Source organism: Arthrobacter sp. B10-11, assembly GCF_033142195.1.
Lineage (GTDB): Bacteria > Actinomycetota > Actinomycetes > Actinomycetales > Micrococcaceae > Arthrobacter > Arthrobacter oryzae_C.
On the sequence record NZ_JAWMTH010000005.1, the window covers coordinates 82,450 to 95,794 of the forward strand.

General features: G+C 65.2%; 12 protein-coding genes. All 12 read left to right on the forward strand.

All coding sequences use genetic code 11. The annotated features are described in order from the left end of the window. The first annotated feature begins 125 nt into the window (after nucleotides 1-125). The 12 genes from RW112_RS15970 to RW112_RS16025 all read left to right on the forward strand — a co-directional run bounded on the left by RW112_RS15970 (nucleotide 126) and on the right by RW112_RS16025 (nucleotide 13,277). Complete coding sequence (locus RW112_RS15970; RefSeq protein ID WP_411709922.1) at nucleotides 126-1,235, forward strand: BMP family lipoprotein; 1,110 nt, start codon at nucleotides 126-128, stop codon at nucleotides 1,233-1,235. 185 nt (nucleotides 1,236-1,420) lie between these two features. Beyond that, nucleotides 1,421-3,043, forward strand: coding sequence for an ABC transporter ATP-binding protein (locus RW112_RS15975; RefSeq protein WP_317782723.1), 1,623 nt, complete (start codon nucleotides 1,421-1,423; stop codon nucleotides 3,041-3,043). Then, nucleotides 3,036-4,448, forward strand: coding sequence for an ABC transporter permease (locus RW112_RS15980; protein ID WP_317782724.1), 1,413 nt, complete (start codon nucleotides 3,036-3,038; stop codon nucleotides 4,446-4,448). Before RW112_RS15975 ends, RW112_RS15980 begins: the two co-directional genes overlap by 8 nt. Further along, on the forward strand, nucleotides 4,445-5,785 hold the full coding sequence (locus RW112_RS15985) for an ABC transporter permease (protein ID WP_317782725.1): 1,341 nt from the start codon (nucleotides 4,445-4,447) through the stop codon (nucleotides 5,783-5,785). Before RW112_RS15980 ends, RW112_RS15985 begins: the two co-directional genes overlap by 4 nt. Before the next feature lie 17 nt (nucleotides 5,786-5,802). Next, nucleotides 5,803-6,240, forward strand: coding sequence for a cytidine deaminase (locus tag RW112_RS15990; RefSeq protein WP_317782937.1), 438 nt, complete (start codon nucleotides 5,803-5,805; stop codon nucleotides 6,238-6,240). Then, the gene (locus tag RW112_RS15995; protein ID WP_317782726.1) at nucleotides 6,237-7,559 is read left to right on the forward strand and encodes a thymidine phosphorylase; all 1,323 of its coding nucleotides are present in this window, start codon (nucleotides 6,237-6,239) and stop codon (nucleotides 7,557-7,559) included. Before RW112_RS15990 ends, RW112_RS15995 begins: the two co-directional genes overlap by 4 nt. A gap of 97 nt (nucleotides 7,560-7,656) precedes the next feature. Further along, nucleotides 7,657-8,283: a DedA family protein gene (locus RW112_RS16000; protein ID WP_317782727.1), complete on the forward strand. Its 627-nt coding sequence runs from the start codon at nucleotides 7,657-7,659 to the stop codon at nucleotides 8,281-8,283. 100 nt (nucleotides 8,284-8,383) lie between these two features. Continuing rightward, nucleotides 8,384-9,154: a DedA family protein gene (locus tag RW112_RS16005; protein WP_317782728.1), complete on the forward strand. Its 771-nt coding sequence runs from the start codon at nucleotides 8,384-8,386 to the stop codon at nucleotides 9,152-9,154. A 57-nt stretch (nucleotides 9,155-9,211) separates the two neighbouring features. After that, nucleotides 9,212-10,372, forward strand: a complete 1,161-nt coding sequence (locus RW112_RS16010) for an adenosine deaminase (protein WP_317782729.1) — start codon at nucleotides 9,212-9,214, stop codon at nucleotides 10,370-10,372. Nucleotides 10,373-10,439: 67 nt separating this feature from the next. After that, nucleotides 10,440-11,057 carry a MazG nucleotide pyrophosphohydrolase domain-containing protein gene (locus tag RW112_RS16015; protein ID WP_317782938.1) on the forward strand — a complete coding sequence of 206 codons (618 nt, stop codon included), beginning with the start codon at nucleotides 10,440-10,442 and terminating at the stop codon, nucleotides 11,055-11,057. Nucleotides 11,058-11,179: 122 nt separating this feature from the next. Next, nucleotides 11,180-12,460 (forward strand): phosphopyruvate hydratase, encoded by a 1,281-nt coding sequence (eno, locus tag RW112_RS16020; RefSeq protein ID WP_305940148.1) that lies wholly within the window; start codon nucleotides 11,180-11,182, stop codon nucleotides 12,458-12,460. A gap of 85 nt (nucleotides 12,461-12,545) precedes the next feature. Further along, nucleotides 12,546-13,277, forward strand: coding sequence for a septum formation initiator family protein (locus RW112_RS16025; protein WP_317782730.1), 732 nt, complete (start codon nucleotides 12,546-12,548; stop codon nucleotides 13,275-13,277). Nucleotides 13,278-13,345 lie beyond the last annotated feature (68 nt).

Genomic DNA, 13,345 nt, shown 5'->3' on the forward strand with positions numbered 1-13,345 from the left:
ATCAGTGCGCCTCGGCGCAGTGCTGCGAAACCATCAGTGAAAACAGAATTTCAGTGTGGAGCATTCGAAACGGACACTCATTGAACTCCCGTCGTAGCGCCTATCTCTTTGTTCCTGGAGGAAAATTGAAGAACTCACTGCGTGCAACCCTCAAGCGCGGTTCAATGACCGGGGTTGCCACCGCCGGTGCAGCGGCACTGCTGCTGACCAGCTGTGGCGCCGCTCCGGAAGCCGGCAGCACCGCCAGCGCCACTGCCAGCGACTACACGGGCTGCATCGTGTCCGACTCCGGCGGATTCGATGACCAGTCGTTCAACCAGTCCTCCTATGAAGGCCTGAAGAAGGCTGAGAAGGACCTCGGGATCAAGGTCAACCAGGTCGAGTCCAAAACCAACAACGACTTCGAGCCGAACCTCCGCGCCATGGTCACCGCAGGCTGCGACCTGACCGTCACGGTGGGTTTCCTCCTCGGTGACGCCACGAAGGCGCAGGCCACGGCAAACCCGGACAGCCACTTCGCGATCATCGACTTCGGCTACGAAACCCCCATCAGCAACGTCAAGCCGATCATCTACGACACCGCCCAGGCTGCCTTCCTGGCCGGCTACCTCGCGGCAGGCTCCACCAAGACCGGAACGGTGGCAACCTTCGGCGGCATCAAGATCCCCACGGTCACCATCTTCATGGACGGCTATGCGGACGGTGTGAAGTACTACAACGAGCAGAAGGGCAAGGACGTCAAGGTCCTTGGCTGGGACAAGGAGAAGCAGGACGGCAGCTTCACCGGCGACTTCGAAAAGCAGGACAAGGGCAAGCAGCTGACCCAGAACTTCCTGGACCAGGGCGCGGACATCGTGATGCCCGTTGCCGGCCCGGTAGGTAAGGGTGCGGGAGCCGCACTCAAGGAAGCCAAAGCCGCAGGCAAGGACGTCAAGCTCATCTGGGTTGACTCCGATGGCTTCCTCACCGCTCCCGACTACAAGGACATCATGCTGTCCTCCGTCATGAAGCAGATGGGCGAAGCAGTTGAGACCGTTGTGAAGGAAGACAAGGACGGCAAGTTCAGCAACACGCCGTACGTCGGAACCCTCGCGAACGACGGCGTGCAGTTGGCTCCGTTCCACGAGCTTGAGTCCCAGGTTCCCGCGGAACTGAAGACCGAACTGGACCAGATCAAGAAGGACATCGTTGACGGCAAGCTGAAGGTCGAGTCGGCAGCGAGCCCGAAGGCTTAAGTCCCTCCGCAAAGCGCCACCACCCGGTTGGTCATTGACTTCCGGGCGGTGGCGCTTTTCGTTGGGCGTCAGCTTTTCCGAGGAGCGCTGCCCGCTCCGCAAAGGGCTGCAGGCACTAGGCTGGTGCTGCAGCCACATATCCCGTCCGGGCACATTTTCCGGACGCTTCGAGATTGGTCAGAGTTTTGAAACTTGAACTCAGAGGGATCACCAAACGCTTCGGCTCCCTTGTTGCCAACGATCACATCGATGTGGTTGTTGAACCCGGGCAAATTCATTGCCTGCTTGGCGAAAACGGCGCTGGCAAGTCCACGCTGATGAATGTCCTGTACGGACTCTACGAACCCAGCGATGGCGAAATCGTGGTGGACGGCAAGCCCGTCACGTTCCGCGGCCCGGGCGATGCGATGGCCGCAGGGATCGGCATGGTGCACCAGCACTTCATGCTGGTCCCGGTTTTTACTGTTGCCGAGAATGTGGCGCTTGGCGCCGAATCCACCAAGGCGGGAGGCTTCCTCAACCTGGAAGACACGCGCCGGAAGATCAAGGAGATCTCCGACAAGTACGGTTTCGACGTCGACCCCGACGCCCTGATCGAGGACCTCCCCGTGGGCGTCCAGCAGCGTGTGGAAATCATCAAGGCACTGGTCCGCGATGCGAAGGTGCTCATCCTCGACGAGCCCACCGCCGTGCTGACGCCCCAGGACACCGACGAACTCCTGGACATTATGCGGCAGCTGAAAAGCAACGGCACGTCGATCGTGTTCATTTCCCACAAACTCCGCGAAGTCAAGGCTGTGTCCGACACGATCACGGTCATCAGGCGCGGCAAAGTGGTGGGCACGGCGGATCCCGGCGCGTCCACCACGGAGCTTGCATCGATGATGGTGGGCCGCGCAGTGAACCTGACACTGGACAAGGCCCCGGCCAGGCCCCAGGAAACCACGTTCCAGGTGAAGGACCTCACCGTGATTGCCCCGACCGGCCAGCACGTTGTGGACGGCATCAGCTTCGACATTGCCCGCGGCGAAATCCTGGCTGTGGCGGGTGTGCAGGGCAACGGGCAGACGGAACTCACGGAAGCCATCCTCGGCCTGCAGGAACGCTGCCACGGATCGATCCTGCTGGACGGCGAGGAACTCCTGGGCCGCAGCGTCAAGGAAGTACTCCGTGCCGGCGTCGGCTTCGTGCCCGAAGACCGCTCGGTTGACGGCCTGATCGGAACGTTCTCGATCGCCGAAAACCTCATTCTGGACCGCTACGACCAGGCTCCCTTCGCCAAGGGCATCAGCATGAGCCCGGCCAAGGTCCTGGAGAACGCGCAGACCCGGATCGACGAATTCGACGTCCGCACGCCGTCGGGGTCGCTGGCCGCCGGAACGCTCTCCGGCGGAAACCAGCAGAAGGTTGTCATGGCCAGGGAGCTGTCCCGGCCGCTGCGCCTCTTCATCGCCTCCCAGCCCACCCGCGGCGTGGACGTGGGATCCATCGAGTTCCTGCACAAGCGCATCGTGGCTGAACGGGACCAGGGCACGCCGGTGATGATTGTGTCCACCGAACTCGATGAAGTGATCGAACTCGCGGATCGGATCGCCGTGCTCTACAAGGGCAAGCTGGTGGGTATCGTCCCGGCGGGCACCGGACGCGACGTCCTGGGCCTGATGATGGCGGGGCTTCCCCCGGAGACCGCCCACCAGGAGACCGCTCACGCCGACGCCCACACCGGAACCGCCCACACCGCCGGGGCCGGAGGGCAGGCGCCCGTACAGACTTCCACCTCCGGTGCCGAAGGAGGCGACCATGACTGAACAGGACAAGCCCAAGCACGTGGCTAACGAACAAGCTGACGAAAACGCGGCCAGAAGCCCCGAACCCCAGGCGCCCGAACCCGCCCCCGAACCCCAGGCCCCCGCCCAGGACGCGGCAGCCGTGACCGCGCTGGACACGGCGGGCGGCGCGATGCAGCCCTCGGCCGTTCCCGTCTCGGCCCAGAGCGGCACCGTTCCGGGCGGACCGGAAACGCTGGTCCGGCGGATCTTCACGGGCAGCGGCATGGTGTCGGTGCTGGCGGTCCTGCTGGCCCTGATCCTTGGCGGACTCCTCATCGCCAGTACGGACAAGCAGGTGGGAGCCACGGCGAGCTACCTCTTTGCCCGGCCGTCGGATTTCTTCTCGGCTGTCTGGACCGCTGCGACGCGTTCCTACGTGGCCCTTTTCCAGGGCTCGGTCTTCAACCCCCGCGGTTCCACGGTTGCGGTGCAGTTTGCTCCGCTGATGGAAACCCTCACCATCGCCACCCCGCTGATCACCGCGGGCCTGGGCGTTGCCCTGGCATTCCGGGCAGGCCTGTTCAACATCGGCGCCCAGGGCCAGATCATCATGGCCGGCATCCTCGCCGCCTGGGTCGGCTTCGCACTGCACCTGCCGCTGGGCCTGCACCTGCTGCTCGTCCTGGTAGCCGGGATCGTGGGCGGCGCCATCTGGGGCGGGCTCGTGGGTCTGCTGAAGGCCCGCACCGGGGCCCATGAGGTCATCCTGACCATCATGTTCAATTACATTGCGCTGTACTTCCTGCGCTATCTGCTGAATACACCGGCGTTCCAGCGGCCGGGGGAGTCCAACCCCATCTCGCCGATCCTGGATCCCACCGCGGTGTACCCGCAGATCTTCGGGACGCAGTACAGGCTCCACCTGGGCTTTGTCCTGGCTATCGCCGCCACTGTCTTTGTCTGGTGGCTGCTGAACCGCTCCACCGTGGGCTTTGAATTCCGCGCGGTCGGGGCCAACCCCAAGGCGGCACTGACCGCCGGCATCAACGTGCCCCGGGCCACTGTCCTGGTCATGGCGATCGCCGGTGCCCTGGCGGGCATGTCCGGCGTGGCGCAGGTGGCGGGAACCGAAAAGGTCCTGACCGACGGCGTCGCGGCCACCTACGGTTTCGACGCCATCACCGTCGCACTTCTGGGACGCTCGACGCCGTGGGGCACCTTCGCCGCCGGCCTGCTGTTCGGCGCCTTCCGCGCGGGAGCGGTGCAGATGCAGATCCAGACCGGAACACCGATCGACATCGTGCTCGTGGTCCAGTCGCTGATCGTCCTGTTCATCGCGGCACCGCCGCTGGTGCGGGCCCTTTTCGGGCTCAATCCGCGTAAGAAGAAGGCCGCAGCGGCCGGTAAGTCCCAGAAGGCAGCCACCACCGGAGGTGCAGCATGAGCACAACAGCAACATCGCCCGTTCCGGGACAGCCGCAGCAGGGAAAACCGCAGCCGGGAACGCCGCAGTCGGCGGAGAAAGCCCCCGCGGTATCAGCAAAGCCCGTCACCTGGAAGGTGCCGGTCCTCCTGGCCGTCCTCGGCGTCGTCGCGTTCATCTTCTTTGGCGTGATGGGACCCAACCAGACGGCCAGGTTCGGCATCTCCTCGAGCGGTGACTTCTTCCAGCTTCCGGCCATCGAGGTGCCCGCCTTCCTGGGCGGAATCGTCCTGTCAGTCCTGATGCTCGGCCTCGCCGCCTATGCGGTGTACCTCAAAACCCGGAATGAAGCCTCGCCCGGCTGGCTGCCCATCGTTTTCATGGTGCTCTTCGTAGCGGCCTTCCTGATTTGGGTGGTGGGCGGCGCCCGTACGCCCAGCATCTCCCTGGCCGGGCTCATCGCAGGTTCCGTGACACTCGCCGTGCCGCTCGTGTTCGGGTCACTGTCCGGTGTGCTCTGCGAACGCGTCGGCGTGGTCAACATCGCCATTGAGGGCCAGTTGCTCGGCGGTGCGTTCACCGCAGCGATGGTGGCCACCCTGACCAAGAGCCCCTTCGTCGGGCTGCTGGCAGCGGCAGTGGCCGGCGCCGTCGTCTCCATGGTGCTGGCTGTCTTCAGCATTAAGTACCTGGTCAACCAGATCATCGTGGGCGTGGTCCTCAACGTCCTGGTCTCCGGCCTGACCGGCTTCCTGTTCAGCACAGTGATGCAGGCCAACAAGGCCCAGTTCAACTCGCCGGGCCGGCTGCCCATCATCGACATCCCAGTACTGTCCAGCATCCCGGTGATCGGCCCGATCCTGTTCAAGCAGTCCGTGGTGGGTTACCTGATGTACATTGCGGTCATCGTGGTGTGGATCGGCCTCTTCAAGACCAAATGGGGCCTCCGCGTCCGGGCCGTCGGGGAACACCCGCAGGCCGCGGACACGATGGGTATCAAGGTCAACGCCACCCGCTTCTGGAACGTCACGCTCGGCGGTGCCGTTGCGGGCATCGGCGGTTCCTTCTTCACGCTGGTGGCCATCGACAGTTTCACCAAGGAGATCTCGGGCGGTCGAGGCTTCATCGCCCTGGCCGCGCTGATCTTCGGCCGGTGGAACCCGATCGGTGCCTTCTTCGCGGCGCTGCTGTTCGGCTTCGCGGACAACCTGCAGAGCATCGTGACCATCATCGGCACCCCGGTACCCAGCCAGTTCATGGCGATGCTGCCCTACCTGGTGACGGTGCTTGCCGTGGCCGGACTGGTGGGCCGTTCCCGGCCGCCGGCAGCCAGCGGCATACCCTACGTCAAGGGTTGACGGCCGTGGACGAGGAAATGCCGCGCGGACGCGTAAGTGCAGGCACCGGCCCGGAAGGCAGCGACATCGATTGGTCGGCCCTTGAAGCGGCAGCCGTCTCAGCCATGAAGTACGCGTATGCGCCGTATTCGAAGTTCGCGGTGGGGGCGGCCGCCCTCACCGCGGACGGCCGGATTGTCAGCGGCTGCAACGTCGAAAACGCCAGTTACGGCCTGACGCTCTGCGCCGAATGCGCCCTGGTGGGCAACCTGCAGATGACCGGCGGCGGGCTGCTGCGCGCCTTCTACTGCGTTGACGCCGGCGGCAACATCCTGATGCCGTGCGGGCGCTGCCGCCAGTTGCTGTACGAGTTCCGGGCACCCGACATGGAACTCATGACCACACAGGGAATCAAGACAATGGACCAGGTGCTACCCGATGCCTTTGGTCCCCAACACCTGGAGGAACCCCGGTGACACACACCGCAAGCAACACTGAAGCGTTCGACGCCGTCGACATCATCCGGATCAAGCGGGACAGGGGTGTCCTGAGCCCTGAACAGATCGACTGGACCATCGACGCCTACACGCGCGGCGCCATCGCCGATGAGCAGATGGCCGCTTTGAACATGGCCATCCTGCTTAACGGCATGGACCGCGCGGAAATCTCGCGCTGGACCGCGGCGATGATCGCCTCCGGCGAACGGATGGACTTCTCCGGCCTGAGGCGTGCCGACGGCGGCGTGAAACCGACGTCGGACAAGCACTCCACCGGGGGAGTGGGGGACAAGATCACGCTCCCGCTGGCACCCCTCGTGGCCGTTTTCAGGGTGGCCGTCCCGCAGCTCTCCGGCCGCGGACTCGGGCACACCGGCGGCACCCTGGACAAACTGGAGTCCATCCCCGGCTGGCGGGCAACGCTGAGCAACGACGAAATGATGGCCCAGCTGCAGGACGTCGGGGCCGTGATCTGTGCTGCCGGCGCCGGGCTGGCGCCCGCGGACAAGAAGCTCTACGCCCTCCGGGACGTCACTGGAACCGTGGAAGCCATCCCGCTCATTGCGTCCTCCATCATGAGCAAGAAAATTGCTGAAGGCACCGGTTCGCTGGTCCTGGACGTCAAGGTGGGAAGCGGCGCCTTCATGAAGGACGAGGCCCGGGCCCGGGAACTGGCAGAGACCATGGTCGCGCTGGGCAAGGACGCCGGCGTCAACACGGTGGCCCTGCTGACCAACATGAACACGCCGCTGGGCCTGACCGCGGGCAACGCGATCGAAGTGGAGGAATCCGTGGAGGTCCTGGCCGGCGGCGGTCCGGAAGACGTCGTCGAACTGACCGTGCGGCTGGCCGAGGAAATGCTGGCCTGCGCCGGAGTTCATGACGCCGACCCCCGCGCCGCACTCAAGGACGGCCGGGCCATGGACGTGTGGAACCGGATGATCGAGGCGCAGGGCGGGGATCCGCGGGCAAAGCTCCCCGTCGCCAGGGAATCCGAGGTTGTCTACGCTCCGGCTGACGGGGTCCTCGTGGAACTTGATGCCCTGTCAGTGGGCGTGGCTGCGTGGCGGCTGGGTGCCGGGCGGGCCCGCAAGGAGGACCAGGTCCAGGCCGGAGCCGGCGTCAGGCTCCACGCCAAACCCGGTGCAATGGTCCGTGCCGGCGAGCCGCTGATGACGCTGTTGACAGACACCCCGGAGAAATTCGGCCGCGCCAAGGAAGCCCTCGAAGGGGCCGTTGTTGTTGCGCCGGAAGGCTCCCGGCCGGCACAGCAGCTCATCATCGACCGCATCGCCTGATCCCGTGACCCTCTTCGGCCGGTTCCCGCGGCAGGCGCCCCTGGCGTCCCGCGCAACGGCCGGGGAGAAAACGGGCGGCCCCGGCCGTTAGGAAACTGTGCAGGCTATCAACGACTTCATTCTCGCGGCGGCAGGGCAGCCCTGGGTACTTCTCCTGGTGCTGGCCTGCTGCGTGATCGACGGGTTCTTCCCGCCGATCCCCAGCGAGTCCGTGGTGGTTGGGCTGGCGGCTGTGGCAGCGACCGCGGATGTCCCCAATCCCTGGCTGCTGATGCTCATGGCCGCGCTGGGGGCGTTCGGTGGCGACAACATCGCCTACCTGATCGGACGTCGGGTGGGCACCCGGCGGTGGCGGTGGATGCGGGGGCGGCGAATGCAGACCGCCTTCCAGTGGGCCGGAAACGAACTCCGGAAACGGCCGGCGTCGCTGGTGCTCGTGGCACGGTTTGTGCCGATTGGCCGGGTGGCCGTAAACCTCACCGCCGGCGCCACCCGCTTCCCGCATTTGCGTTTCGTGGGGCTGACCGTATTGTCCGCAGCGCTGTGGTCCTCATATTCGGTAGCCATCGGGCTGTTTTTCGGGCAGTGGTTCGAAGACAACCACCTGCTCGGCGCCACCATTGCCATTATCTGCGCCATCCTTCTCGGGATCATTGTGGACATCCTGATCAGCCGCTTCCGCGGCCGGATACCGGAGGAACCCGCGGCACCCGGGAGCACCTGACAGGCAGGCGATTTTCAGCAGGCCGTAGCGTAGCGGATCATGCCGCTGCCATGGGACACTAAATAGCGATTTCCGTCACTTCATAGGAGCAGGGCCTAGCGTGGAATTTATCAATGAGGCAGTGCTCCATGCCGCAGGCCAATGGTGGATTTATCCCATCCTGCTGGTGTTCTTTTTTGTTGACGGCTTTGCGATGGTTGTACCGAGCGAAACCCTCATCGTGGCCCTTGCGGCGTTCTCACGCCAGAGCGGTGAACCCAACCTGTGGATCCTTGGCGCCACAGCGCTGGTCGGCGCCATCGCCGGCGACAACATGGCGTACCTGCTGGGCCGGAAGATCGGGCTGGAACGCTGGCGCTGGATGCGCAAACCCAAGGTGCAGCGGGTCTTCGCCTGGGCCCACTACGAGCTGGAGAAGCGCGGCGCCGTCCTGATCTTCACGGCCCGTTACATCCCCTGGGGCCGCGTGGCGGTCAACTACGTGGCCGGCACCACCGCTTTCCCGCACCGCAGGTTCTTCATCCTGGATGCCTTTGCCTGCGTCACCTGGGTGGGTTACTCGATCGGGATAGGCCTGCTGGCGAGCTCCTTCCCCTTGCTGCACCACAATCCGCTGCTCGGCGCCGGCATTGCCGTGGTGTTCGCCATCATCCTCGGAATCATCATCGACCACCTGCTGCGGTGGTGGCACAAGCGGCTGGGACGCCACGACGAAGCGCCTGCCGGCGGGGAAGCAGGCAGCGAAGAAACCGCCAGTGAAGCCAGGGGCGAAACTGCGCCGGAACACGGCGGGCGGACCGGACGGGACGACGTCGTGGATGTCCCGGCCCTGGCTGTTCCCGGCGTCGCCGAAGCCGAAACCCGCGGCTGAACCAAGGCCGCCCGCATCCGGGTGGCGCCGGAGGGCCGCCGACCCTAAGGTTGGAACGTGACTGAGCCTATTCTTGACGCTGCCCCTGCCATCGACTTCGACCTCAAGAGCCTCCCCAAGGTTTCCCTGCACGACCACCTGGACGGCGGCCTGCGCCCGGCCACCATCATCGAACTCGCGGAGGCAGTCGGGCATACCCTGCCTTCCACCGATCCCGTGGCGCTGGGGGAGTGGTTCCGTGAATCCGCGGACTCCGGTTCCCTGGTCCGCTACCTCGAGACTTTCGACCACACCATCGCCGTGATGCAGACCAAAGAGGGCCTCTTCCGGGTTGCCAAGGAGTTCGTTGAAGACCTTGCCGATGACGGTGTGGTGTACGGCGAAGTCCGCTGGGCACCCGAGCAGCACCTGCAGAAGGGCCTGACGCTGGACGAAGTGGTCGAGGCCATCCAGGAAGGACTCGACGCCGGCGTCGACGCGGTCGCCGAAACCGGCCGGGAAATCCAGGTCGGGCAGCTCATCACTGCCATGCGCCACGCGGACCGCGGCCAGGAGATCGCCGAACTGGCAGTCCGCCACCGCAACAACGGAGCCGTGGGCTTCGACATTGCCGGGGCCGAAGACGGATTCCTGCCGGCCCGCTTCCGCGATGCGTTCACCTACCTCGCCCAGCACAACTTCCCCGCCACGGTCCACGCCGGCGAAGCCGCAGGCCTGGAAAGCATCCAGTCCGCCCTCGTTGACGGCCGCGCCCTGCGCCTGGGCCACGGCGTGCGCATCGCCGAGGACATCACCGTGGAATTCGACGACGAGGACACCCCGGAAGCGGACGAGGCCGGCGAAGCTGATGAAAACATCGGCATGGTCACCCTCGGCGAGCTCTCCAGCTGGATCCGCGACCGCGGCATCGCCCTGGAAATCTGCCCGTCCTCCAACCTGCAGACCGGTGCCATTGCCGGCTTCGGCGAGGGCATCGAAAGCCACCCGCTGGACATGCTTTACCAGCTCGGCTTCAACGTCACGATCAATACCGACAACCGGCTGATGAGCGGCGTGACCCTCACCGACGAGTTCGAACTGCTGGTGGAGACCTTCGACTACGACCTCGATGACATCCTCGAGCTGACCCTGAACGCCGCAGAGGCGGCTTTCCTGCCGCTGGAGGAGAAGGAAGCCCTCGTTGAGTACATCAACGACGCCTACGCCAACCTCGCCTAAGGACGGCACCTTTCCGGTCACCTCACTGGTGGGGGCCATCGCCGCCCTCCGGGAACACTGCCCCTGGATGGGGGCTCTGACCCACGAGTCGCTGGTGGAGTACCTCCTGGAGGAAGCCTTTGAGGTGGCCGAAACAATCGAAACCGGCGCCGACGAGGCGGAGCTCCGCGGAGAGCTGGGCGACGTCCTGCTTCAGGTGGTGCTGCACGCCCGGCTCGCGGAGGAACGCGGAAGTTTCGATTTCGACGACGTCGTCCGTGGCCTGACGGCGAAAATGATCCGCCGGAATCCGCACGTGTTCCGGCCGGACGGTTCGCTTCAGGACGCTTTCCCCGCCAGCGTGGCGGACATCGTCCGGAAGTGGGACTCCATCAAGCGGACCGAGAAGCCCGAACGCGGTGACCCCTTCGAGGGAATTCCGCAGAACCTCCCGGCCCTTGCCCGCGCCCGGAAGACCCTGGACCGGGCCGGGCGGGCAGGGCTGCCGGATCAACCGGCCGGCCCGGGGTCAGAGCTCATCGACGCCATTGACTCCGAGCAGCAGCTGGGCGAGCTCCTTCTCGCCGTCGTCGCCGCTGCCGGAAGCAAGGGCTTCGACGCCGAACGCGCCCTCCGCGGGGCAGTCAGGCGGTATCAGGACAGCCACCGCCCCGGTCACCCGGACGGGTTCCGGACGGGATCATGACGTCCGGGTGCTGGATAGGTTTCCGTAACGTGCACCACTCTCGACTACGCTAGTCCCTGACGAGGACGTCGAGTTTTTCCGCTAGTTTCCCAGTAAATCGCTTCACCATAAGGAGCATATTCATGGCGCTTATCGATGCCATTCACGCCCGCGAGATCCTCGATTCCCGTGGCAACCCGACCGTAGAAGTTGAAGTACTGCTTTCCGATGGCCAGATTGGCCGCGCAGCAGTTCCCTCCGGCGCCTCCACCGGCGAACACGAGGCCGTTGAGCTCCGTGACGGAGACAAGGGCCGCTACCTTGGCAAGGGCGTCCAGAAGGCCGTTGACGCCGTCATCGACCAGATCGCTCCGGCACTGACCGGTTTCGACGCCACGGACCAGCGCAGCATCGACCAGGCCATGATTGACCTGGACGGCACCGCCAACAAGGGCAAGCTCGGCGCCAACGCCATCCTCGGTGTTTCGCTGGCCGTCGCCAACGCCGCCGCCGCGTCCGCCGACCTGCCGCTGTACAAGTACCTGGGCGGCCCGAACGCCCACGTCCTGCCCGTGCCGCTGATGAACATCCTCAACGGCGGCTCGCACGCCGACTCCGACGTGGACATCCAGGAATTCATGATCGTCCCGATCGGCGCCGAGACCTTCTCCGAGGGCCTGCGCTGGGGTGTCGAGGTTTACCACAACCTCAAGTCCGTCCTGCAGGCCAAGGGCCTCTCCACCGGCCTGGGCGACGAGGGCGGCTTCGCGCCGAACCTGCCGTCCAACCGCGCTGCACTGGACCTGATCCAGGAAGCCATCAAGAACGCCGGCTACACCCCGGGCAAGGACATCGCCTTGGCACTGGATGTCGCCTCCTCCGAGTTCTTCAAGGACGGTGCCTACCAGTTCGAAGGCAAGGCCCTTTCCGCCACCGAGATGAGCGCATACTACGCCGAGCTCGTCGCCGACTACCCGCTGGTTTCCATCGAGGACCCGCTGGACGAGAACGACTGGGAAGGCTGGAAGACCCTCACCGACAGCATCGGTGACAAGGTCCAGCTCGTGGGCGATGACCTCTTTGTCACCAACCCGTCAATCCTGCAGCGCGGCATCGATACCAAGACCGCGAACTCGCTGCTCGTCAAGGTCAACCAGATCGGTTCGCTGACCGAAACCCTGGACGCCGTGTCCCTGGCCCAGCGTGCCGGTTACACCACCATCACCTCGCACCGCTCCGGCGAAACCGAGGACACCACCATTGCTGACATCTCCGTTGCCACCAACGCGGGACAGATCAAGACCGGTGCCCCGGCCCGCTCCGAGCGTGTTGCCAAGTACAACCAGCTGCTGCGCATCGAAGAGGAACTCGACGACGCCGCACGCTACGCCGGACGCAGCGCCTTCCCGCGTTTCAAGGGCTAGCATCCAAAAAAACAGCTGACCGGTGGCTATGGTTGAAAGACCATGGCCACCGGTTCTGTTTTTGGTTCGTTTGTGAAGGAGTGACATGGCCACCCGCCGTCCCAAGGTTCCCCGGGCCACGCCCGCGGCGCGCCAGTCCAAGGACGCCGACGACGGCGCTGAGGTCATCCGCGCGGATTTCGGTGCCACGCGGCACCTGCCCGCTGAAGGCGAAGCCACAACGTCCCCTTCGCAACGGCCCGCAGCCCAACGGCCAGCAGCCCAGGGGAAGACCTCCACGGCAGGACGCCTCGGGGCATCGGTCAAAGCCGGGGTTGCTGCCGGCAAACAGGCTGCCCGCGGGCCGGCAGGCAGCCAGGTGTCTGGCAGTTCTGCTGGTAGTGCCCCTGCCAGTGCCGGCAAGGACGGAGCGGACAGCCAGGATCCCGTGCCCGCCAAAGCCTTCTCCGGCCGGATGCTGGCCCTGGCTGTCGTCATGATTGCCATCACCATCATGCTGGCCCCCACCGTCAAGATCTTCATCGACAAAAGAGCCGAGATCGCCGCGCTGGAGGCGGACATCGCAGCCCGGCAGGCGGAGCAGGAGGGCCTGAAGCTCCAGGTCTCACGCTGGCAGGACCCCAACTACGTGAAACAGCAGGCCCGCGACCGCATTAACATGGTTATGCCGGGAGAAACCGGCTACTGGGTGTTTGGCAGCGATCTGCCGGCCGGGACCGCCAGTGGCCAGGCCGGTTCAGGATCAGCTGAGGACCCGGCCAACCTGCCATGGGTGGACTCGCTTTGGGAGTCCATCAGGCGCTCGGCAACAGACTAGAGGCGGTGCCCTCCGCCGGCTTTCCCACGGGACAGCCACCAAGGGCAGGAAGGCGGCCGCGCCAGTGG

Excerpts from the sequence above, each read along its gene's own strand:
- eno (WP_305940148.1), top strand. The coding sequence starts at position 11,180 with ATGGCGCTTATCGATGCCATTCACGCCCGCGAGATCCTCGATTCCCGT.
- RW112_RS16015 (WP_317782938.1), top strand. The coding sequence starts at position 10,440 with ATGGGGGCTCTGACCCACGAGTCGCTGGTGGAGTACCTCCTGGAGGAA.
- RW112_RS15985 (WP_317782725.1), top strand. The coding sequence starts at position 4,445 with ATGAGCACAACAGCAACATCGCCCGTTCCGGGACAGCCGCAGCAGGGA.
- RW112_RS15990 (WP_317782937.1), top strand. The coding sequence starts at position 5,803 with ATGCCGCGCGGACGCGTAAGTGCAGGCACCGGCCCGGAAGGCAGCGAC.
- RW112_RS16025 (WP_317782730.1), top strand. The coding sequence starts at position 12,546 with ATGGCCACCCGCCGTCCCAAGGTTCCCCGGGCCACGCCCGCGGCGCGC.
- RW112_RS15980 (WP_317782724.1), top strand. The coding sequence starts at position 3,036 with ATGACTGAACAGGACAAGCCCAAGCACGTGGCTAACGAACAAGCTGAC.